This is a genomic window from Streptococcus sp. oral taxon 431 (assembly GCF_001553685.1).
In the GTDB taxonomy this organism is placed as follows: domain Bacteria; phylum Bacillota; class Bacilli; order Lactobacillales; family Streptococcaceae; genus Streptococcus.
Genome location: NZ_CP014264.1, coordinates 861,659 through 886,134 on the forward strand (window position 1 = coordinate 861,659; position 24,476 = coordinate 886,134).

Genomic DNA, 24,476 nt, shown 5'->3' on the forward strand with positions numbered 1-24,476 from the left:
TTTTTTACATAGAAACCATCCTTGTTTGAGAGTTATTTTAAAATATAAATGCTAAAATAGCACATTTCCACAAAAAATACGTCTCTGATGAACACGATATGGATGCGTATATTCATTCTTATAGAAATGCATAATATACACAACTTAACTCGTTTATGAAATCCCTATTCTTGCTAGAAAAGGTGCTAATATGGTATACTGAAGGCGTTACTCTAATGTGGAGGAAAGTGTTTTCTTTTCTGAAAATTCCAAATATTCTTACATATTATTAGTAAAAATGTTTAAAAAAGGAGAACTTATCACATGATAAGAAGAGAGCAACAACGATTTTCTTTAAGAAAATATAAAGTTGGGGTCGCATCAGTTTTCTTAGGAACAACCCTTAGCTTTTTGATGGCTAACGGTAGTGCTGTAAAAGCATCTGAGATTGTAGCACAAAGAAATCCTGGAGAGAATACTGAACTCATCGACAAAAATCAGTCGAAAGAGTCAGCCGCCGACGTTGAGAATACAGTTGTTACCGAATCTTTAGAAGCTACGTTAGAACCTTCAACACCTGAAGTTAAGCCTGAAGAAGCAAAATCAGAATCAACTGAAGCAAAATCTGAAGAAACAAAAGCTGAAAAAACTGAGGAAAAACCATCTGGTAGTTCTGAGGCGAAATCAGAGTCTTCTAAACCGGTAGCAAGTGAACCAAAAACAGTAGAAACTGTAGTAGCTAAGCCTAAGGCAGAAGAAAAAACTGAATCTAAACCAGAGGAAAAATCTGAGCCCAAAGCAGAACTTTCAGCTGTAACAGAGGCAACTATCCTTGATACTAATGCTAGAGCAACTAAGGTTGAGGAAAAACCACTCGTTGATAAAGCAACCCTTGCCTTAGCAGCGGAAAATACTGTGAATGCTGGTGCTTTGGCTACAGATGGTGGTCGTCGCCGTCGCCGTGCTGCAACTGACCATAATACAGAAGCATTAGCAACTACAACCACACTTAAAGAAGGTGAAACAGCAGATCCGGATATGTCAGATCCTGTTGGTGCATCTGTTAGGTCTCAAAATGTCCCATCAGGCTATCAGCGAAAAGAAGGTGATGTTTATACTTTTAGTATACTTGACCTTACAAGATTTAATCAACGCTACAATACTAACTACTATGTCCGCATCTATAAAAACTTTAGTACGTCAACAGATTCTGTCGTTGAACTAATCGATAAGAATACAGGTGCTATTGTAGAAACAAAGACAATCACTGCAACAAGTGGTGTTCAGCAGTTCTCTACGACAACAGCTAAGTCAAACTCTGAGTTGACCTTCCAAGTTGACTATCAGACTTCTACAGCAGCAGATAAAACAGCTCAGCCTTTTCTACAAACAGGCTATAAGGTAGCTGATAAAATTGCATCTCTAGTAAAGCCTGGTCATGAACTTACACCAACAGAACAAGCACTTTATAACGCAGTTTATAATGCTCGTACAACTACTGATATTATAAACGTAGTTGAGCCTACCTATAATGGACGCACGATTACAGATAGTAACTTCAAACTTCCAAAAGTTGTTACCAAAAGCACTTACTATAAAGTAGTCGACAAAGCCAATCCTACCTATAATGCTAGTAAAACAGACACAACAGTTCAAGATTATGAGGCGAATGGTAATGAAGTTGAATTAGCTAAGTATACATTGACAGCTACAGAAGGTCAAAACTTCACTGCTTCAGGTAAACGTCAGTTTGCAGGTTACAAACTCTATCAAGAAGCTTCTGTCGATAGTATGACGGGCTATGTTTCTCGTCCATATGTTGTTGGGACTAAATTCATGGATGCTGAGCGTGCGGGCATCAAGCGTATCAAAGAAATCGTCGGAGAAGATGGTTCAGTTGTCGTTCGTGTCTATCTTCTTGATCCAAAGCAACAAAGCAAGCGTTCTGACGGTTCATTAAGTACAGATGGCTATATGCTCCTTGCAGAAACCAAGCCAATTAAACCAGGGAAATATAACACAGAAGATTTAGTTGTCCAAAAGACACCACTGTACACGATCCCTTTTACTGTTAAAAATGGAGTAAGCTATCCAAACGGTAAGGAAACTGCATTTGGCTTCCAAACAGCTTCAGGATACACACCCAAGAAAACGGTGTTTGTCCCATTCTTAGGAGATAATATAGGACACCTTTCTCCAAATGAACAGTTGGAAAAAGGAAATTTCGGTATTGGTACAAACGTTGACTTTCTTAATGGATTGACGCCATATACGGAAACAGTTTACTACTATGAAAAAGTAGATCCAGTAACCTACACCCCTGAAGTAAGTAAAGTCCTTGAAGGACGTACTTTAAATGATGGTGATTTTAGCTTTACTCTTAAACAAGAAGGTGGTACACACCAAGAAACTGTTACCAACAAAAATGGTAAGGCAACCTTTAGCCAACTAACATTCGAAAAACCAGGTACTTACACTTATAAGATTACAGAAGTTGCTGGTTCAGATACGAATGTTGACTATGATGGTATGGAGGTTACTCTTACAGTTACCGTTACACAAAATGCTCAGGATAAACTAGAAGTTGGAGCAGTCTATACATCAACAGGTGGTCATGCTGAGGGTGAGAATGACAAGGTCTTCAACAACTATGTTGTAGCTCCAGTTAAGACTAAGTTTGACTTCAGTAAGGCTCTGGCAGGTCGTGAGTTGAAAGCTGGTGAATTCAGCTTCGTATTGAAAGATTCAACTGGTAAGATCCTTCAAACCAAGACAAATACTAAAGAAGGTGTAGTAGCCTTTGATGATTTGACTTTTGACAACACACAAGTTGGTACTCACAAGTACACTGTAGAAGAAGTTCAAGGTTCTGAAGCAGGAATGACTTATGACCCAATGAAAGCTGAAGTAACGATCACTGTTACTAAAGAAGGTCACATTCTTAAAGCAACAAACACACTTCCTGCAGATACAGAATTCAACAATACCTTCACACCATCTCCTGTTAAAGTTAACCTTGAATTTGATAAATCACTTTCAAATGGTACCTTGAATGCTGGAAACTTTAGCTTTACTTTGACTGGTGATAACAATGTTAATGAAACTGTAACAAATAAAGCTAATGGTAAGATTAACTTCAGCGAATTGTCATTTGACCAAGCAGGTGTCTACAACTATACTGTAAAAGAAGTGAAGGGCAATAAAGCCGATGTAGACTATGATGCAATGACAATCGCAGTTAAAGTAACTGTAACCAAAGATGCAACTACTGGTCTTTTGTCAGCTAAAACTGAAATGACTTCAACAGGTGGTGAAGCAACTGGTGCAGATGATAAAATCTTTAACAACCATGTAGTGGCACCAGTAACAGCTCGATTTGACTTCAGCAAAGCTCTTGCAGGCCGTAAACTTAAAGCAGGCGAATTCAGTTTTGTCTTGAAAAATTCTGAAGGAACAGTTCTTCAAACCAAGCAAAATGATGCTGATGGAAAAGTTAAGTTTGATGCTTTAACATTTACAAATACTCAAGTTGGAGATCATAAGTACACTGTAGAAGAAGTTATCCCAGAAACTAAAGAAGCTGGTATGACTTATGACACCATGAAGGCTAACGTGACAGTTACTGTTACCAAATCAGGTCATGCACTTACAGCTGTAGCAATACTTCCAGCAGATAAAGAGTTCAACAATACTTTCACACCTGCTGCAACACAAGCGCAATTCCGCTTCACAAAACGTTTGGAAGGTAAGACTCTTGAAGACAATGCCTTCACATTCGAATTGCTTGAAAATGGCAATGTGATTCAAACCAAACAAAATGCGGCTGATGGTTCAATCCAATTCGATGCAATCCCATACGCTGTTGCAGGTACACATACTTACACTGTACGTGAAAAAGCTGGAACAGATACCAACATCGATTACGATTCAATGAACGCAGTTGTGACTGTCAATGTCACAAAAGACGCACAAACTGGTCTTTTGAACGCTGCAGTTACTATGCCAGAAGATACTGAATTCAACAACTATGCAGTAGCTCCAGTCACCGCTCAATTTGACTTCAGCAAAGCTCTTGCAGGACGTAAACTTAAAGATGGTGAATTTAGCTTCGTATTGAAAGATGCTGAAGGAAATACCCTTCAAACTAAGACAAACGATGCTGATGGTAAAGTGAAATTCGATGCCTTGACATTTACCAATACTCAAGTGGGTGTTCATAAGTACACTGTAGAAGAAGTAGCTGGATCAGAAGCTGGTATGGAATATGACCCAATGAAGGCTGAAGTAACGATCACAGTTACTAAGTCAGGTCATGCTCTTACAGCAACAAAAGCTCTTCCAACCGATACAGAGTTCAACAATACCTTCACACCTGCTGCAACCAATGCTCAATTCCGATTCACTAAGAAATTGGAAGGTAAAGAGCTTACTAAGGATGCCTTCACATTTGAGTTGCTTGAAAACGGTAATGTCATCCAAACCAAGAAAAATGCAGCAGATGGATCTATCACATTTGATGCAATTGAATACAACGCTGTAGGTGAACACACTTACACTGTACGTGAAGTAGCTGGAACAGATACAAACATCGACTACGATTCAATGAATGCAGTCGTTACAGTGAATGTAACGAAAGATGCTGCATCTGGTATCTTGACTGCTAATGTTACAATGCCTGAAGATACAGAGTTTAACAACTATCATGTGGCTCCAGTCGTTGCAAGATTTGACTTTACTAAGAAATTAGCTGGACGTAAATTGGCAGCAGGTGAATTCAGCTTCGTATTGAAAGATGCTGAAGGAAATACCCTTCAAACTAAGACAAACGATGCTGATGGTAAAGTGAAATTCGATGCCTTGACATTTACCAATACTCAAGTGGGTGTTCATAAGTACACTGTAGAAGAAGTAGCTGGATCAGAAGCTGGTATGGAATATGACCCAATGAAGGCTGAAGTAACGATCACAGTTACTAAGTCAGGTCATGCTCTTACAGCAACAAAAGCTCTTCCAACCGATACAGAGTTCAACAATACCTTCACACCTGCTGCAACCAATGCTCAATTCCGATTCACTAAGAAATTGGAAGGTAAAGAGCTTACTAAGGATGCCTTCGCATTTGAGTTGCTTGAAAACGGTAATGTCATCCAAACCAAGAAAAATGCAGCAGATGGATCTATCACATTTGATGCAATTGAATACAACGCTGTAGGTGAACACACTTACACTGTACGTGAAGTAGCTGGAACAGATACAAACATCGACTACGATTCAATGAATGCAGTCGTTACAGTGAATGTAACGAAAGATGCTGCATCTGGTATTTTGACTGCTAATGTTACAGTGCCTGAAGATACAGAGTTTAACAACTATCATGTGGCTCCAGTCGTTGCAAGATTTGACTTTACTAAGAAATTAGCTGGACGTAAATTGGCAGCAGGTGAATTCAGCTTCGTATTGAAAGATTCAACTGGTAAAGAAGTTGAAACAGTGAAGAATGATGAAGATGGTAATGTCACTTTCTCAGAATTGTCATTTGATAACACGAAAGTTGGTACTCATACTTATACTGTAGAAGAAGTTATTCATGAAAACAAAGAATACGGAATGACCTATGACCAAATGAAGGCGACTGTTACAGTTGAAGTTGCTAAGAATGGTCACACCTTGACTACCGTTACAAATGTTACCTCAACTGGCGGTAAAAATGCTGACGGCAATGCAACTGACGGTACTGCAGATAAAGAATTCAACAACAAAGTCACTCCACCAGAAACTCCAGAATTCCAACCAGAAAAATTTGTCGTTTCTAAAGAGAAATATGACATCACTGGTAACAAGTTGATGGATGACGACGATGAGTTGAGCAATGAGTACACTGAAACAAATGCGGATCCATATGTAGACAAGACAACTAACAATGAACTAGAAAACTTAAATACTAAGACAGTTAAACGTGGTTCTAAATTGGTTTACCAAGTATGGCTTGATACTACTAAATTCACTGAAGCAAACAACATCCAATACGTTGGTGTATCTGATACATACGATGCAGAAAAATTGGACGTTAACGCGGCTGATATCAAAGCTTACGATTCAGTAACAGGTGATGATGTAACAGCTAAATTCGACATCAAAGTTGAAAATGGCACCATCACTGCAACTTCTAAAGAAGAATTTATCAAAGATAAAGTTAATGCTCCTGTTATCGACACCACTAAGTTCGCATTTGGACGTTACTATAAATTTGATATCCTAGCGACTGTGAAAGAATCAGTTAAAGCTGGTGCTGATATTGAAAATACAGCTAACCAAACTGTTCACGTTTACAACCCAGTAAGCAAGACAGTTGAAAAACCAGAAAAACCTACTCAAAAACGTGTGAACAGCGTTCCAGTTCCAGTGGAAATGAACTTCACGAAACGTTTGGAAGGCCGTGAACTTCAAGAGAACGAATTCGAATTCGTATTGAAGAAAGACGGTGTTGAAGTAGAACGCGTGAAGAATGACGCGGCTGGTAAGATTGTCTTCAAGACTCTTGAGTTCGGACGTGATGATCTTGGTAAGACTTATAACTACACTGTAGAAGAAACTCCTGGTACAGATGCAACTGTTACATATGACACAATGGTTGCTACTGTTAAAGTTGTGGTATCACATGATGGTACTGCTAAAGCGATCGTTGCGAACGTAACGGATGTTGCGGATAAAGAGTTCAACAACGTCGTAACTCCTCCAGAAGAACCTAAGTTCCAACCAGAGAAATACGTTGTTTCTGAAGAGAAATTCGATATCACAGGCGACAAGCTCGTTGACGATGACAAAGAATTGGCAGATAAGTACGCAGATACAAATGCCAACCCATATGCGGATGATGCATCAAACAATGAATCTCAAAACTTGAATACGAAGACTGTTAAACGTGGCGACAAGTTGGTTTACCAAGTATGGTTGGATACAACTCAATTCGACGCAGCTAACAAGGACAACATCCAATCAGTAGGAATCTCAGATGACTACGATGAAACTAAGTTGGATCTTGATTCTACTAAGATCAAAGCTTACGATTCAGTAACAAGTGATGATGTCACAGAAAAATTCGATATCGCTGTGAACAACGGTGTGATCACTGCAACCCTTAAAGCTGGCTTCACGAAGTCACTTGGCGATGCAGAAAATACACAAGTCATCGATACAACTAAGTTCGCATTTGGACGTTACTACAAGTTCGACATCCCAACAACAGTGAAAGCTGATGTGGCAGCTGGTGCAGATATCGAAAACAAAGCAGCCCAAGTTGTTAACTACTACAACCCAGTAAGCAAGACTGTTGAAAAACCAAACAAACCAACTGAAAAACGTGTAAACAGCGTACCAATCTCAGTTGAATTCAACTTCACTAAGAAATTGGAAGGCCGTGAGTTGAAAGCTAACGAATTCAGCTTCGTCCTTAAAGATTCAACAGGTAAAGTTGTTGAAACTGTAACGAACGATGCGGCAGGAAACGTTAAGTTCTCAGCTCTTACATTCAAGAAGGGTCAAGAAGGCGTTCATAATTACACAGTAGAAGAAGTAGCTGGAACAGACGCAACCGTTACCTACGACACCATGAAAGCGAATGTAACAGTAACTGTTTCTCACGATGGAACAGCTAAAGTTCTTGTAGCAACTGTTGGCAATATCGCTGATAAAGAGTTCAACAACGTCGTAACTCCTCCAGAAGAACCTAAGTTCCAACCAGAGAAATACGTTGTTTCTGAAGAGAAATTCGATATCACAGGCGACAAGCTCGTTGACGATGACAAAGAATTGGCAGATAAGTACGCAGATACAAATGCCAACCCATATGCGGATGATGCATCAAACAACGAAGCTCAAAACTTGAATACGAAGACTGTTAAACGTGGCGATAAATTGGTTTACCAAGTTTGGTTGGATACAACTAAATTTGACGCAGCTAACAAGGACAACATCCAATCAGTAGGAATCTCAGATGACTACGATGAAACTAAGTTGGATCTTGATTCTACTAAGATCAAAGCTTATGATTCAGTAACAGGTGATGATGTCACAGCTAAATTCGATATCACTGTGAACAATGGTGTGATCACTGCAACCCTTAAAGCTGGCTTCACGAAGTCACTTGGCGATGCAGAAAACACACAAGTGATCGATACAACTAAGTTCGCCTTCGGACGTTACTACAAGTTCGACATCCCAACAACAGTTAAAACTGATGTTCCTGGCGGAGTAGATATCGAAAATACTGCGGCTCAAGTAGTGAACTACTACAACCCAACAACTAAGAAAGTTGAAACTCCAAACAAACCTACTCAAAAACGTGTAAACAGCGTACCAGTACAAGTAGAATTCAACTTCACTAAACGTTTGGAAGGCCGTGAACTTAAAGCGAACGAATTCAGCTTCGTGCTTAAAGATTCAGAAGGTAAGACTCTTGAAACTGTAAGCAACGATGCGGCTGGTAACGTTAAGTTCAAAGCTCTTAAATTCAAGAAGGGTGAAGAAGGCGTTCACAACTACACAGTTGAAGAGGTAGCTGGAACAGACGCAACCGTTACATACGATACTATGAAAGCGAATGTAACAGTAACTGTTTCTCACGATGGAACAGCTAAAGTTCTTGTGGCAACTGTTGGCGATATCGCTGATAAAGAATTCAACAACCGCGTAACTCCTCCAGAAGAACCTAAGTTCCAACCAGAGAAATACGTTGTTTCTGAAGAGAAATTCGATATCACAGGCGACAAGCTCGTTGACGATGACAAAGAATTGGCAGATAAGGTCGCAGATACAAATGCCAACCCATATGCGGATGATGCATCAAACAACGAAGCTCAAAACTTGAATACGAAGACTGTTAAACGTGGCGATAAATTGGTTTATCAAGTTTGGTTGGATACAACTAAATTTGACGCAGCTAATAAGGACAACATCCAATCAGTAGGAATTTCAGATGACTACGACGAAACTAAGTTGGATCTTGATTCTACTAAGATCAAAGCTTACGATTCAGTAACAGGTGATGATGTCACAGCTAAATTCGATATCGCTGTGAACAATGGTGTGATCACTGCAACCCTTAAAGCTGGCTTCACGAAGTCACTTGGCGACGCAGAAAACACTCAAGTGATCGACACAACTAAATTCGCCTTCGGACGTTACTACAAGTTTGACATCCCAACAACAGTGAAAGCTGATGTTCCTGGCGGAGTAGATATCGAAAATACTGCGGCTCAAGTAGTCAACTACTACAACCCAACTTCTAAGACAGTTGAAAAACCAAGCAAACCAACTGAAAAACGTGTGAATAGCGTACCAGTACAAGTAGAATTCAACTTCACTAAACGCTTGGAAGGTCGTGAGTTGAAAGCGAACGAATTCAGCTTCGTTCTTAAAGATTCAGAAGGTAAGACTCTTGAAACTGTGAAGAACGATGCATCTGGTAACGTTAAGTTCTCAGCTCTTGAATTCAAGAAAGGTCAAGAAGGCGTACACAACTACACAGTAGAAGAAGTTAAAGGATCTGACGCAACCGTTACATACGACACTATGAAAGCGAATGTAACAGTTACAGTGAAACACGATGGAACAGCTAAAGTTCTTATCGCGACTGTAGGCGACATTGCGGATAAAGAGTTCAACAACAAGGTGACTCCACCAGAAACTCCTGAGTTCAATCCAGAGAAATATATTCTTAATGAAGAGAAATTTGATATCACTGGAAATAAACTCCTTGATGATGATAAAGAGTTGACTGATAAAGTAGCTGATACCAACAAAGATCCATACGTGGACAAAGTTGATAATAATGAAAAGCAAAATATCAATACTCAAACACTCCATAAGGGTGATAAGGTTGTTTACCAAGTATGGTTAGATACAACTAAATTCACTGAAGCTCACAATATTCAATCTGTTGGTATTACAGATAAATATGATAGCGAAAACTTGGATGTTAATGTAGCTGAAATTAAGGCTTATGATTCAGTAACTGGTGAAGATGTAACAGCTAAGTTTGATATCTCAATTGTGGATGGTGTCATTACTGCTACATCTAAGGCTGACTTGACTAAGTCACTTGGAGATGCAGAAAATACTCAAGTAATCGACACTGCTAAATTAGCATTTGGACGTTACTACAAGTTTGATATTCCAGCACGTATCAAGGGAACTGCTAAAGAAGGTGTAGATATTGAAAATACAGCTTCTCAAATTGTTCACCAATATGATCCAACTAAGAAATCAGTTGAAAAACCAGAAAAACCAACTGAAAAACGTGTTGTTAATATTCCAGTGAAAGTTGAATTCAACTTCACGAAGAAATTGGAAGGTCGTGCGTTGAAGGCTGGTGAATTCAGCTTCGTATTGAAAGACAAAGATGGTAACGTGATTGAAACCGTAAGTAACGATTCTGAAGGTAAGATCAAGTTCTCAGCTCTTGAGTTCAAACGTGGTCAAGAAGGTACTTATATCTATCATGTAGAAGAAGTGAAAGGTACAGAGGCTGGGGTTGAGTACGATAAGATGGTAGCTACTGTTGGAGTTACTGTGACGAAAGAAGGTAAAGTATTAACTCTTACTTCACAAATGCCTGAAGATACTGAGTTTAACAACAAGGTAACACCACCAACACCGCCAACACCGCCAACACCGCCAACACCGCCAACACCGCCAACACCGCCAACACCGCCAACACCGCCAACACCGCCAACACCACCAACACCACCAACACCACCAACACCGCCAACACCGCCAACACCGCCAACACCACCAACACCGCCAACACCAGTAACACCACCAACACCAGAAAAACCTAAAGGTCCTGAGTTGCCAAACACTGGTGAACAATCTAAATCTGGACTTGTTGTACTTGGTGCTGCACTTGGTCTGGTAGGTCTAGGTTTGGTTGCAAAACGCAAAAAAGAAGATGAAGCTTAATGTTTCTAGGTTTCTAGAACGAATCAAGATTTATCTTTGAGTATCTAAACAAAAGATATTCTAAAGTTGGTTATACATTTATTAAATAAGTGTATGTAATCGCAAGAAGAGAGGTTAATACCTCTCTTTTTGTTTTTATAATTTATTTAAGAAAACGAAAACTTTGAATAAGTATAAATCTTTAAAATTAATTAAACAAATAGTCAGTAATTGTACATTTTTTAAATAAGTATGGTATAATTTGATTGGATAATCAAATGTTTTCTAATCGTAAAGGAGGTTATTATGAAGCATAAATTGTCTAAATGTTTAACATTTTTTTTAATGTTTTTGCTAATAGGCTTATCAATAGTTAAATTATCAAAAACAGTTCAAGCGGATTCGGTGACGGGTTATAATCTTGATACTAAGATTATTCATGAGAGATCTGGCCTTGAATTGAGTGATGATGTGGAAGTTATTGCTGGGGAACGTTTAATCGCAACTTATCTATTAACTTTTCCAGATAATCAGAATATCTCTGAGAATGATCAATTGATTTTAGATATTCCTAGAGAGCTCAGATTGATTACAAATTTGACCTTTGAAGTTACAAATAGTAAGGGTACGAAGGTTGGTGTTGCTCATACAGATCCTAGTACAGGAAAAGTTACGGTAACTTTTACAGATTATTTTTCTAAGAGACCTGAGAATAAAGAGCTTTCTTTACAGTTTAATTTAACTATTAATCGAGAAGTCGTTAAGGAGAGTCAACCAGTTACTGTTACCATTGGTCATAAGACTTATAGCTTCAAGTACAAACAAGATAGTGGTGAAGCAGGCGACTATGAGATGAAATACGGTTATCAAGATGATACAGATCCAAGTATTATTAAGTGGCGTATTCTCTTGAATGCCAATCAAGATATGATTCGTGGGATGACAATTACGGATACTTTTGGTAATGGACAAACCTTAATTCCTGAATCATTTAGAGCTGTTCGTTATGATACACAACCTACAAAAATTCGTAATGAGGCTCATATTCTCACGTTAGAGCCATCAGATAACTTTTCAAACAAGGCAGTATTCACTAAAAATGCTCAAGGAGGAATCACAGGCTTTACGATTCCATTTGGAGATAACTATCATTGGGCAATGTATATTGAATACTCTACTAAATTACCAGATGGAGTTCCTGCAGGTTCATTAGTATCGAATAATTTGGCATGGTCTGCCACAAATTTTAAGACACGTAGTATGGTACGTGAAGTCCGTCTAGAGTCAGGATCAGGTTTTGGTAACGCTGAAAAATCAGAATCAGTTATCTTAAAGGCTCACAAAACTTTAAAAGGGAAAACACTAGAAAAAGATCAGTTTAACTTTGCACTTTATGATGCTGCAAACCCTAGTGAACCTCTTCAAATTGTAAAAAATGCTGAAGATGGAAGTGTAACCTTCAATGCTATTAAGTATAAAAAAGAAGGAGTTTATAACTATATCATTCGTGAAGTTCTTCCTGAAAGCACTGATAATTACGATTATGATAGCCATGAACTAAAGGTTACTGTAACAGTAACGGATGATGATGGTATCAAAATGGGAACAGTGTCTTACGGTGAAGAGGAAACTACATTTACCAATATTTACAGAGGAACTACAAGTATAAAAGGTAAGAAAATATGGGATGATGCTGATAATAAAGCTGGTATCCGTCCCGATGTTATAACTGTTCGTCTCTTGGCTAATGGTAAAGAAGTAGCAAGTAAATCAGTTAAATCAGAAGAGAATTGGAATTTTATCTTTGAGCAGCTACCTGAAAATGATGCTGAGGGAAATGCAATTGTTTATACTGTAGCAGAAGATAAAGTTGCAGGATATACGACTGTTATTGATCAGAAAAACTATATTATCACTAATACACATGTCCCTGATATTCCTGAAGTGACAGAATTAAAAGTCAGCAAGCTTTGGGAGGATGCTGATAATAAAGCAGGAAAACGCCCAAATAGCATTAAGGTACAACTCTATGCTGATGGAAGTAAAGTAGGGCCAGAAGTTATTTTAAAAGAAGATAATAATTGGACTCATACTTTTACAAATCTTCCGAAATATATAGCAGGAAAAATGATTAGCTATACAATTAGTGAGGTCAATGTTCCTGAGGGATATGTATCAAAAACAGTTCGAGAAAACGAAACGAACCTAGTCTTGATTAACACTTACCAACCACCAGTGCCTCCGGGTCCAGTAACACCTCCAGGTCCAGTAACACCTCCAGGTCCAGTAACACCTCCAGGTCCAGTAACACCTCCAGGTCCAGTAACACCTCCAGGTCCAGTAACACCTCCAGGTCCAGTAACACCTCCAGGTCCAGTAACACCTCCAGGTCCAGTAACACCTCCAGGTCCAGTAACACCTCCAGGTCCAGTAACACCTCCAGGTCCAGTAACCCTCCAGGCCAGTAACACCTCCAGGTCCAGTAACACCTCCAGGTCCAGTAACACCTCCAGGTCCAGTAACACCTCCAGGTCCAGTAACACCTCCAGGTCCAGTAACACCTCCAGGTCCAGTAACACCTCCAGGTTCAGTAACACCTCCAAGCCCAGTTACACCTCCAGCACCAGTAACATCGTCAACGCCTGAAAAGAAAAAGGCTAATGAGTTACCGAAAACAGGTGAACAGAAAACTACAGTCTTAATCATTTTAGGAGTAGCACTTGGTTTAGTTGGATTGAGTTTGGTTGCCAAACGTAAAAAATAGTATAAGAAAAAGAATCATTTTCTAAAATATAATCAGGAAGTGCTTCTGATAGAAGATTTAAGAGAGGACGTCAAACTCCTCTCTTTTTTTGTTTAAGGGTAGAACTCTTAATTGCTTTGTTTAGTATATTTATATTTCCAACAAAAATAAACCGTTTTCACTTGACAAAAATTGGTCTATACCATATAATGAAATAAAGAATATGGAGGACAAAATTATGAAAGTTATTCAAGTGGAAAATCCAATTGAAGGTGGAAAAGTTGCTTTTGATATCTTAAAAGAAAAATTGGAAAACGGTGCACAAACATTAGGGCTTGCAACAGGAAGTAGCCCTCTGGAATTTTACCAACGAATCGTTGAGAGCGATCTTGATTTTTCAAATCTCACAAGTGTAAACTTGGATGAATACGTAGGTCTTGATGGGGATAATCCTCAATCATACCGTTACTTTATGCAAGAAAATCTATTTAACAAGAAACCGTTTAAAGAAAGTTTCTTGCCACGTGGTGTCAAGGATAATGCAGAAGCAGAAGTAGAACGCTACAACCAAATTCTTGCTGACCATCCAGTTGACCTACAAATTTTAGGAATTGGTCGCAATGGTCATATTGGCTTTAATGAACCAGGCACACCATTTGATAGCCAAACTCACCTTGTAGAGCTTGACCAGTCTACAATCGAAGCTAACGCGCGCTTCTTTGAGAAGATTGAAGATGTTCCAACACAAGCTATTTCAATGGGGATTAAAAATATTTTGGATGCTAAATCTATCCTTCTCTTTGCTTATGGGGAATCAAAAGCAGAAGCTATCGCTGGAACTGTTGAAGGTCCTGTGACAGAAAGTCTTCCAGCAAGCAGCCTGCAAAACCATCCAGATGTGACTATTATCGCAGATGCAGCAGCACTCAGCTTGTTAAAGAAATAAGATTTTTTTCATTAAAGACCATTCGATCCTATGGATTGGGTGGTTTTTTGGTCTGGATATGTTCAAAAATGAATACAGTTTTTCTGAAAGTAGTACATTAGTTCTAATAGTAGGGTGTATGATAGATTTTCCCTTGAAAAGAAGAATATATAATCTCCATTTTTTAAGAATTATTAATTCTTGAAAAAGAAATGTTATAGGAATTGATATGAAGAAGACAAATTTGATTGTTCTGCACTTTCTGCTTTTTGTCAGTATTTGGCAAAGATAGAAGCTATCAGTTTAGCTCAACTAAAGGGTTCACATTTTATTCAAGAGCAGATACTTAAACATCTTGTCTGGCATTTTGATAGTCAGGATCTGTATATCATTTCTGATTTACCGTCAGATTATCGGGAATATCTAGATTCCATTGAGTGTGAAATAAATGAATTATTTGGCCGTCTGGAATGAATTTTATAAGTGGAGAACTAGGTTAGGTGTAAGGGGGAAATTTTTTAAAAATCAAATGGAATGATTTGGGAGAATTTCATTTTTTTCTTGACAATTTTCTTTATTCCGTGTAAAATAGAATAGATCTTGAACTTGAAGGGAGTGAAAAAAATGTCTAAAACAGTAGTACGTAAGAATGAATCTCTTGACGATGCTCTTCGTCGTTTCAAACGTGCAGTTACTAAAGCTGGTACTCTTCAAGAAACACGCAAACGTGAATTCTATGAAAAACCTTCTGTAAAACGTAAACGTAAATCAGAAGCAGCTCGTAAACGTAAAAAATTCTAATTAATAAGAAAGGCTAGACTTGTCTAGTCTTTTTTTGTTAGCTTCTAAGAGTCTGTTTAATCCCTTTTGATTGTTAAAATTATAAAGGTTACTTTCTTAAATAAATACCTCAAATACTGTTAAAAACATAAACTTCCTACTACAATTTGATATAATAGTAGGGAGAACTCGATTGAAGGAGAAAATTATGTCGGTTTTAGTCAAAGAAGTGATTGATAAGCTCAGACTAGACATTGTCTATGGTGAGCCAGAATTACTTGAAAAAGAAATCAATACAGGCGATATTTGTCGTCCAGGTCTCGAAATGACAGGCTATTTTGATTACTATACCCCAGAGCGGATTCAACTACTGGGGATGAAAGAGTGGTCTTATCTGATTAGCATGTCTTCTCATAATCGCTACCATATTATGCAGAAATTGTTCCAGCCGGAAACACCTGCAGTTATTGTTGCGCGTGGTTTAGTAGTTCCAGAGGAAATGCTAAAGGCTGCTAGAGAATGTAAAATCGCTATTTTAACGAGTCGTACAGCAACAAGTCGTCTGTCTGGGGAATTGTCAAGTTACCTAGATTCTCGTTTGGCTGAGCGTGAAAGTGTACATGGTGTCTTGATGGATATCTATGGTATGGGTGTGTTAATCCAGGGAGACAGTGGTATTGGTAAGAGTGAGACAGGTCTAGAACTCGTGAAACGAGGACACCGTTTGGTGGCTGATGACCGTGTAGATATCTTTGCTAAGGATGAAATGACTCTCTGGGGTGAACCAGCTGAAATCTTGAAGCATTTACTTGAGATTCGTGGTGTTGGTATTATAGATGTGATGAGTCTTTATGGTGCCAGTGCAGTTAAGGATTCTTCACAAGTTCAGTTAGCTGTCTATCTAGAAAATTATGACACGCAAAAGACTTTTGATCGCCTAGGCAATAATGCTGAGGAATTGGAGATTTCTGGAGTAACCATTCCACGTATCCGCATTCCTGTAAAAACAGGACGTAATATTTCTGTAGTTATCGAAGCAGCAGCGATGAATTATCGTGCTAAGGAAATGGGCTTTGATGCTACTCGCTTGTTTGAAGAAAGATTGACAAATCTGATTGCAAAGAACGAGGTGAAAGATGATTGATCCAATCGCTTTTCAAATTGGTCCTTTAGCTGTTAGATGGTATGCACTCTGCATTGTTTCAGGTCTTGTTTTAGCGGTATATCTTGCTAGTAAAGAAGCGCCTAAAAAGAAGATTTTATCTGATGATATTTTGGACTTTATCTTAATTGCCTTTCCTTTATCCATCATTGGTGCTAGACTCTACTATGTTATTTTTAGATTTGATTATTATAGCCAACATCTGGGAGAGATTTTTGCTATTTGGAATGGTGGTCTTGCGATTTATGGTGGTTTAATTACTGGAGCGATTGTTCTCTATATCTTTGCTGATCGCAAATTAATCAATACTTGGGATTTCTTAGATATTGCAGCTCCGAGCGTCATGATTGCTCAGAGTTTAGGGCGTTGGGGAAACTTTTTTAACCAAGAAGCTTATGGAGCAGTCGTTGAAAATCTTGATTACTTACCTGATTTTATTAAGAATCAGATGTATATTGATGGCTCTTACCGCCAACCAACCTTCTTATACGAATCTATCTGGAATCTGATCGGTTTTGCCTTGATTGTCATTTTTAGACGCCGGTTAAAGAATATCCGTCGTGGGCATATCACTGCCTTTTATCTAATTTGGTACGGATTTGGACGTATGATTATTGAGGGCATGCGTACGGATAGTCTCATGTTCTTTGGACTCCGAGTATCCCAGTGGTTGTCTGCGCTATTGATTGGCCTCGGTATTTATATCATCTTTTATCAAAATCGGAAAAAAGCACCATTTTATAATGTAAAAAAGGAGAATTAAAATGTTAGAAGTGGCTTATATTATTGTGGCGATTGCCTTGGTTGTCTTTTTAGTTTATCTGATTATTACCCTTCAAAAAGTTGGTCGTGTAATTGATGAAACTGAAAAAACTGTTAAAACTTTAACATCAGATGTAGATGTAACTCTTCATCAAACAAATGAATTGCTTACAAAGGTCAACGTTCTTGTTGATGATATCAATGTCAAAGTTGCTACAATTGATCCCCTCTTTACAGCTGTTGCAGACCTTTCTGTTTCTGTTTCTGACCTAAATGAACAAGCACGTGTTTTGAGTAAAAAGGCATCATCTGCTGGATCAAAAACTATAAAAACTGGTGCAGGTTTGTCTGCTATTCGTGTTGCAAGTAAATTTTTTAAAAAATAAAAAAGGAGTTGACTAATGGGAAAACTATCATCTATCCTTTTAGGAACAGTTTCAGGTGTTGCAGCTGCCTTGTTTCTAACAAGTGACAAAGGAAAACAAGTTAGAAGCCAAGCACAAGAATTTTTAGAAGATCTAAAAGAAGATCCTGAGTATGCTAAAGAGCAGGTTTGTGAAAAATTAACGGATGTCAAAGAACAAACCAAAGAATTTGTTCTTAAAACAAAAGAGCAGATTGAATCTGGGGAAATTACTCTTGACACTGTTCTTGATAAAGCAAAATATCATGCTCAACAAGCGACTGAAGCTTCAAAAGAAACCTTGAATCATTTTAAATCACAACTGGAAGAGAAAGTAGTTGTGGAAGAAAAAGAAACTGGTCAAGAAATTGTCATCGAGCTTCAAGAAAATTAACATAGAATCACCATTTCTTGGTTTTCTAGAAAATCAAGAATGGTGATTTTTTTCTTGAGTGAACTCTTTGTGGTATAATAAATACTATGCAGAAGAAACCGACATCAGCCTATGTGCATATTCCGTTTTGCACACAGATTTGTTATTATTGTGACTTTTCAAAGGTCTTTATTAAAAATCAGCCAGTAGACAGCTATTTAGAGCATCTACTGCAAGAATTTCATTCTTATGATATTCAAAAATTGCGTACACTCTATATTGGTGGTGGGACACCGACAGCCTTGTCTGCTTCTCAATTGGAAGTTTTGTTAGATGGATTGACTAAAAACCTGGGCTTATCAATGTTGGAAGAGTTGACCATTGAGGCTAATCCTGGTGACCTGGATGCTGATAAGATTGCTGTCTTGCAAAACTCTGCAGTTAATCGTGTATCACTAGGAGTTCAGACCTTTGATGACAAAATGCTGAAAAAGATTGGGCGTAGTCATACGGAAAAGGATATTTATGAAAATATCAATCGTCTCAAACTTGCTGGTTTTGATAATATCTCTATTGACTTAATTTACGCACTTCCTGGTCAGACCATGGATCAGGTCAAGGACAATGTCGCTAAAGCTATTGCCCTTGATATTCCTCATATGAGCCTCTATAGCTTGATTTTGGAAAATCATACGGTCTTTATGAACCGTATGAGACGCGGGAAATTACCTCTTCCTAAAGAAGAAGTAGAAGCAGAGATGTTTGAGTATATCATTGCAGAGCTAGAAAAAGCTGGGTTTGAGCACTATGAAATTTCTAATTTTTCTAAGCCAGGCTTTGAAAGTCGACATAATCTCATGTACTGGGATAATGCCGAGTACTATGGTATCGGTGCGGGGGCATCAGGCTATGTAGACGGTGTTCGCTATAAAAATCATGGGCCGATCCGCCATTATTTAAAGGCGGTAGAAGAGGGAAGTGCTCGCATAAATGAAGAACACTTGAGTCAGAGAGAACAAATGGAAGAAGAGATGTTTCTCGGTCTTCGCAAGAAGTCAGGAGTTTCCATGGCACGCTTTGAAGAAAAATTCGAACGGTCTTTCCAGGAACTGTATGGAGAAATCGTCAAAGACTTGATTCAACAAGGTCTCATGCAGCTTGATGGTGACCGTGTTCGCATGACCAAGAGAGGTCTTTTTTTAGGAGATACAGTAGCAGAACGATTTATATTGGAGTAAAATTATGGGCTTAACTTATCAAATGAAGATGAAAATTCCTTTTGATATGGCTGATATGAATGGCCATATCAAGTTGCCAGATGTGATCTTGTTGTCCCTGCAGGTCTCAGGGATGCAGTCAATTGAACTGGGAGTGAGTGACAAGGATGTTTTAGAACAGTATAATCTGGTCTGGATTATCACAGATTATGATATCAATGTGGCTCGTTTGCCTCGTTTTGCTGAGGAAATCACCATTGAAACAGAAGCTTTGACCTATAATCGTCTCTTTTGCTACCGCCGATTTACTATTTATGATGAAGATGGTCAAGAAATCATTCGCATGGTAGCTACCTTTGTCCTTATGGATCGTGAAAGTCGAAAGGTTCATCCTGTAGTACCAGAAATTGTCGCCCCTTATCATTCTGAGTTTTCTAAGAAACTGGTTCGTGGGCCAAAATATAGAGAGCTGGAAGAAGCGATAAGCAAGGATTATCACGTTCGTTTCTATGACTTAGATATGAATGGTCACGTCAATAACAGCAAATACCTAGACTGGATTTTTGAGGTCATGGGAGCAGATTTCCTTACAAATCATATCCCCCAAAAAATCAACCTCAAATATGTCAAGGAAGTTCGACCAGGTGGAATGATTACTTCTAGTTATGAATTAAATGGATTAGAGAGTAATCATCAAGTCACAAGTGATGGTGACATCAATGCTCAAGCAAAGATAACTTGGCAAGAAATTAACAAAGATTAGAAAGAAAGATATGACTTATAAAGGCTATTTAATTGATTTAGACGGAACGATCTATAAGGGGAAAGATAGAATCCCCGCGGGAGAGGCTTTTGTTCACGAGTTACAAAAAAGAGAGATTCCTTATCTTTTTGTAACAAACAACACCACTCGTACACCTGAAAGTGTTCAAGAGATGTTAGCCAATCAGTTTAACATTGACACGCCTGTATCGACGATCTATACTGCAACTTTAGCGACTATTGATTACATGAATGACCTAGGACTTGAAAAGACAGTCTATGTCATCGGAGAAGCAGGGCTCAAGGAGGCCATTCAAGCAGCAGGGTATGTCGAAGATAAAGAAAATCCAGCCTATGTAGTTGTTGGTTTGGACTGGCAAGTAGACTATGAAAAATTTGCTAAGGCAACCCTAGCTATCCATAAAGGTGCTCACTTTATCGGTACCAACCCAGATTTAAATATTCCAACGGAACGTGGACTTTTGCCTGGTGCCGGTTCACTGATTACTCTTCTTGAAGCAGCAACTCGTGTAAAACCAGTTTATATTGGAAAACCTAATGCGATTATTATGGACAAGGCTGTTGAACACCTAGGACTTGAACGCCAAGAAATTGTCATGGTGGGAGATAATTATCTTACTGATATTCGAGCTGGTATTGACAATGGCATTCCTAGTCTTTTGGTAACGACAGGATTTACAAAACCTGAAGAAGTAGAGGATTTGCCAATTGCACCAACTCATGTCCTCTCAAGTCTAGCGGAGTGGAATTTCGATGAAAACTAAGTTTACTTTTGTAGGAAGTCTTTTCTTTCTCCTCTCGCTTACGATTTTATTGACTATTTACTTGGCTTGGTTGCTTTATCCTCAGGAAATTTCTTGGTTAAACTTGACAAATCGTGTTCATCTGCAACCTCAGACCATCCAGCATAATTTTAATGTTTTGATGGATTATTTGACCAATCCATTGACTCAAGTATTGGAAATGCCGGATTTTCCTTCCTCTGCCTCTGGTATTCACCACTTTGTGGTTGTAAAGGGACTTTTCCATCTTGCTCAAGGAGTAGCAGTAGTAACTCTACCGATTTTCTATCTTTTTTGGAAGCAAGTTATTCAGAAAGGTTTTCTGCCACTTTATCGTAGAGCACTCTTAATCATACTTTCTCTACCTTTGGTTCTTGGTTTAGTTGGTGTCTTCATTGGTTTTGAACAATTCTTTACCTTATTTCATCAGATTCTTTTTGTAGGTGATGATACCTGGCTTTTTGATCCCGCTAAAGATCCAGTCATTCTCATCCTACCAGAGAACTTTTTCCTCCATGCCTTTCTCCTATTTTTCTGCTTGTATGAATTGATTTTTGGATTTATGTACCTACAGAGTCGAAAAACAAATAGATAAGTGAAGAAAAGTCTTACTGATTCCAAATAAAATGTAGGAAAAAACTATCTTTTGTAACATGAATATGTCTATATTTAAGCAAAACATTCACATTTGATTCTAAAAAACCTATTTTTCTTGAAAAAGTAGGTTTTTTTTTACGGAAATAACTAGTCAAGCGCTTTATTTTTTTGTATAATAGAAATAGAAAAGTATGTAAAGAAGAGGAAAGCATGATTACACTATTTTTATCACCGAGTTGTACATCATGTCGTAAAGCAAAGGCCTGGCTCGAGAAGCATAAAGTGCCCTTCCAAGAGCATAATATTATGACCAGCCCTTTAACGAGAAAAGAACTGCAACATATTCTTTCCTTGACCGAAAATGGTACTGATGACATCATCTCGACTCGTTCAAAGATTTTTCAAAAATTGAATATTGATGTAGAGAGTATCTCAGTATCGGAGTTGCTTCATTTAATTGAGCAGTATCCAAGTCTTTTGCGTCGTCCGATTATTATTGATGCAAAGCGGATGCAAATCGGTTTTAATGAAGATGAGATTCGTGCTTTTCTCCCTCGTAGTTACCGTAAACAAGAACTGAAAGAAGCTACATTGAGAGCTGGTATTAATTAGATGAATAAACAGTATAGTTACCCACTAGATTTGTCGTGGAGCACTGAAGAACTTGCTTCAGTGCTTTCTTTTTTTAATGATGTTGAAGCAGCCTATGAGACTAAGGTAGAAGCAAAGAAACTACTAGATTCCTACAAGGGATTCAAAGCAGTTGTTCCAAGCAAAAGTGAAGAAAAACGCCTGGGCCGTGAATTTGAAACTGCGAGTGGTTATTCCTTCTATCGAGTTGTCCAATTAGCTAAAGAACAAGGGGAAGGGAAGATTTCGCTTGGAAAATAAATTTGTGTTTGCCAAAGAGATTGTCAAGGAAGCAGGGGACTATATTCTAGCTCACATGCAGGAAGAATTGCATATTGAGAGAAAATCATCTCCTACAGACTTGGTGACTCGTTTGGACAAGGAAGTTCAGAATTTTTTGGTTGATAGGATTCGTTCGCATTATCCTGATGACCAATTTTGTGCAGAAGAGGGCTGTCTGCGTGCTTCAGTTGGATATGGATCTGTTTGGGTCATTGACCCCATTGATGGTACTAACAACTTTGTCGCCCAAGGTGAAGATTTCGCCATTATGGTAGCGTATTTTGAAAACGGTGTGGGTCAGTTTGGGATCATTTATGATGTCATGAAAGGTCATTGTTACCATGGAGGAGGTGCTTTTCAGGCCTGTCTCAATGAAGAACCCTTGCCTAATTTTAAGGATAAGCCCTTGCGTGATTTTCTGATTGCGAGTAATGCTGGTATGTTGGAAACAAACGCTTGGGGTGTAGCAGAATTGGCTAATGCTTCACTTGGTGTGCGGATATATGGAAGTGCAGCTATCAGCTTTTCAAAAATCCTCTCAGGTCAGCTATTGACTTATATCACCTACCTCCAACCTTGGGACTATGCTGCAGCTAGTATTATAGGAGAAAGTTTAGGGTATCAGATTGTAACCTTAACTGGAGAACCGGTGGATTTTCAGACACGACAACCAATTATGATGGTTCCAACTGACAAGTTGACAGAAATCCAATCCTATATCTATGAAAGGAAATAAACTTACATGCAATTTCCAGAAGGATTTGTAAAAAAATATGAAGCAATATTGGGAGATGAGGCAAGAGCTTTTCTTGCCTCTTTTGATGATGAGGCAGTTTCCGCCTTTCGCATCAATCCCTTAAAAGAAAGCCAAGTTTCTTTTTCAGATGCTATTCCAAATACGCCCTGGGGCTATTATGGCAAGGTTTCAGGGAAATCACCTGAGCATGTAACAGGTTTGGTCTATTCCCAAGAACCTGCTGCACAAATGGTTGCACAAGTAGCTCAACCAAAACCGGGTATGAAGGTCTTGGACTTGGCAGCGGCTCCCGGTGGTAAATCCACTCAACTTGCAGCCTATCTTGCAGGCGAAGGTCTTCTTGTTTCCAATGAAATTTCTAGCAAGCGAGCTAAGATTTTGGTTGAAAATATGGAGCGTTTTGGTGCAACAAATGTTGTTGTAACCAATGAATCTGCCGATCGTTTGGCTAAAGTATTTAAGGGATATTTTGACCTAATTGTCCTAGATGCACCATGCTCTGGAGAAGGGATGTTCCGAAAACAGCCAGATGCCATGGATTATTGGAGTGTAGAATATCCAAGCCAATGTGCTGACTTGCAGCGTGAAATTCTAGAGGATGCGGTCACCATGTTAGCTGATGGTGGTCGTTTGGTCTATTCGACTTGTACATGGGCTCCAGAAGAAAACGAAGAAATTGTCAAATGGTTATTGGATAGTTATGATTTTGAATTGATTCCAATCGAACATATTAATGGTATGGCTCCTGGGATTGATTTTCCAGAGACAGCTCGGATGTACCCACATCGTTTTAAGGGAGAAGGTCAATTTGTTGCCCATTTGCAATTTCGAGGGGAAAATAAAGCCTCTAAGTTCAAGCCTTCAAAGACTAATCTCAGTCGCGAACAGTTGAGTTTATGGCAAGATTTTGAAAAAAAACATCTAAAGATTAATTTGCCAGGTATTTTACAGACTTTTGGTGACCAACTGTATCTCTTGCCTGAAGTTCTACCAGATTTGGGTAAACTTAGGATTGCTCGAAACGGACTTCATCTTGGAACTTTTAAGAAGAAACGTTTTGAACCAAGTTTTGCTCTTGGTTTAGCCTTAAAACCAAGCCAAGTCAAGCAAGTCATTGAAATACATCAAGAAGACTTCGTTAAATACGTGGCCGGTGAAACAGTTCAGCTGTCTGAAACTTTGTCAAATGGCTGGTATCAAGTTTTGGTTGGTGGGAATGGTTTAGGCTTTGCAAAAGTGACCGGAAATATCTTGAAGAATTATTTCCCTAAGGGCTTGAGGTTTAAGGTGAAAAACTAGTCAAAATCAGTATTCTATGTTATAGTGGAAGTATGGATTTTTTGCATAAAACATAGAAAAATAG

General features: G+C 38.6%; 17 protein-coding genes. All 17 read left to right on the forward strand.

Going from position 1 to position 24,476, the window contains the following annotated elements:
• The first annotated feature begins 303 nt into the window (after nucleotides 1–303).
• The 17 genes from AXE83_RS04075 to AXE83_RS04150 all read left to right on the forward strand — a co-directional run bounded on the left by AXE83_RS04075 (nucleotide 304) and on the right by AXE83_RS04150 (nucleotide 24,412).
• Entirely contained in the window at nucleotides 304–10,938 is a 10,635-nt protein-coding gene (locus AXE83_RS04075; protein WP_060955543.1) for a Spy0128 family protein, read from the forward strand.
• 285 nt (nucleotides 10,939–11,223) lie between these two features.
• The gene (locus AXE83_RS10950; protein ID WP_060955544.1) at nucleotides 11,224–13,563 is read left to right on the forward strand and encodes a Cna B-type domain-containing protein; all 2,340 of its coding nucleotides are present in this window, start codon (nucleotides 11,224–11,226) and stop codon (nucleotides 13,561–13,563) included.
• 58 nt (nucleotides 13,564–13,621) lie between these two features.
• The gene (locus tag AXE83_RS11720) at nucleotides 13,622–13,681 is read left to right on the forward strand and encodes a hypothetical protein (RefSeq protein ID WP_443031036.1); all 60 of its coding nucleotides are present in this window, start codon (nucleotides 13,622–13,624) and stop codon (nucleotides 13,679–13,681) included.
• Nucleotides 13,682–13,898: 217 nt separating this feature from the next.
• A complete protein-coding gene (locus AXE83_RS04085) occupies nucleotides 13,899–14,606 on the forward strand; it encodes a glucosamine-6-phosphate deaminase (RefSeq protein WP_049508421.1) in 708 nt (235 codons plus the stop codon).
• A gap of 603 nt (nucleotides 14,607–15,209) precedes the next feature.
• The gene (gene rpsU / locus AXE83_RS04090; RefSeq protein ID WP_000048054.1) at nucleotides 15,210–15,386 is read left to right on the forward strand and encodes a 30S ribosomal protein S21; all 177 of its coding nucleotides are present in this window, start codon (nucleotides 15,210–15,212) and stop codon (nucleotides 15,384–15,386) included.
• Between the two features lie 187 nt (nucleotides 15,387–15,573).
• Nucleotides 15,574–16,509, forward strand: a complete 936-nt coding sequence (gene hprK, locus AXE83_RS04095; protein ID WP_060955545.1) for an HPr(Ser) kinase/phosphatase — start codon at nucleotides 15,574–15,576, stop codon at nucleotides 16,507–16,509.
• Nucleotides 16,502–17,290, forward strand: coding sequence for a prolipoprotein diacylglyceryl transferase (gene lgt, locus AXE83_RS04100; protein ID WP_049504378.1), 789 nt, complete (start codon nucleotides 16,502–16,504; stop codon nucleotides 17,288–17,290). The genes hprK and lgt overlap by 8 nt, the downstream gene beginning before the upstream one ends.
• A gap of 1 nt (nucleotide 17,291) precedes the next feature.
• Nucleotides 17,292–17,675, forward strand: a complete 384-nt coding sequence (locus AXE83_RS04105; protein WP_000895021.1) for a DUF948 domain-containing protein — start codon at nucleotides 17,292–17,294, stop codon at nucleotides 17,673–17,675.
• A gap of 15 nt (nucleotides 17,676–17,690) precedes the next feature.
• Nucleotides 17,691–18,086 (forward strand): YtxH domain-containing protein, encoded by a 396-nt coding sequence (locus AXE83_RS04110; RefSeq protein WP_060955546.1) that lies wholly within the window; start codon nucleotides 17,691–17,693, stop codon nucleotides 18,084–18,086.
• Nucleotides 18,087–18,172: 86 nt separating this feature from the next.
• Entirely contained in the window at nucleotides 18,173–19,303 is a 1,131-nt protein-coding gene (hemW, locus tag AXE83_RS04115) for a radical SAM family heme chaperone HemW (RefSeq protein WP_060955547.1), read from the forward strand.
• 4 nt (nucleotides 19,304–19,307) lie between these two features.
• Nucleotides 19,308–20,045, forward strand: coding sequence for an acyl-[acyl-carrier-protein] thioesterase (locus AXE83_RS04120; protein ID WP_060955548.1), 738 nt, complete (start codon nucleotides 19,308–19,310; stop codon nucleotides 20,043–20,045).
• A gap of 10 nt (nucleotides 20,046–20,055) precedes the next feature.
• Nucleotides 20,056–20,829, forward strand: a complete 774-nt coding sequence (locus AXE83_RS04125) for a TIGR01457 family HAD-type hydrolase (protein ID WP_060955549.1) — start codon at nucleotides 20,056–20,058, stop codon at nucleotides 20,827–20,829.
• Nucleotides 20,819–21,442, forward strand: a complete 624-nt coding sequence (locus tag AXE83_RS04130; protein ID WP_060955550.1) for a TIGR01906 family membrane protein — start codon at nucleotides 20,819–20,821, stop codon at nucleotides 21,440–21,442. The genes AXE83_RS04125 and AXE83_RS04130 overlap by 11 nt, the downstream gene beginning before the upstream one ends.
• 212 nt (nucleotides 21,443–21,654) lie before the next feature.
• Nucleotides 21,655–22,056, forward strand: coding sequence for a Spx/MgsR family RNA polymerase-binding regulatory protein (locus AXE83_RS04135; RefSeq protein ID WP_000631256.1), 402 nt, complete (start codon nucleotides 21,655–21,657; stop codon nucleotides 22,054–22,056).
• Nucleotides 22,057–22,335, forward strand: a complete 279-nt coding sequence (locus tag AXE83_RS04140) for a UPF0223 family protein (protein ID WP_060955551.1) — start codon at nucleotides 22,057–22,059, stop codon at nucleotides 22,333–22,335.
• A complete protein-coding gene (locus tag AXE83_RS04145) occupies nucleotides 22,325–23,092 on the forward strand; it encodes an inositol monophosphatase family protein (protein WP_060955552.1) in 768 nt (255 codons plus the stop codon). Before AXE83_RS04140 ends, AXE83_RS04145 begins: the two co-directional genes overlap by 11 nt.
• 6 nt (nucleotides 23,093–23,098) lie before the next feature.
• On the forward strand, nucleotides 23,099–24,412 hold the full coding sequence (locus AXE83_RS04150) for an RsmF rRNA methyltransferase first C-terminal domain-containing protein (protein WP_060955553.1): 1,314 nt from the start codon (nucleotides 23,099–23,101) through the stop codon (nucleotides 24,410–24,412).
• Nucleotides 24,413–24,476: the final 64 nt, after the last annotated feature.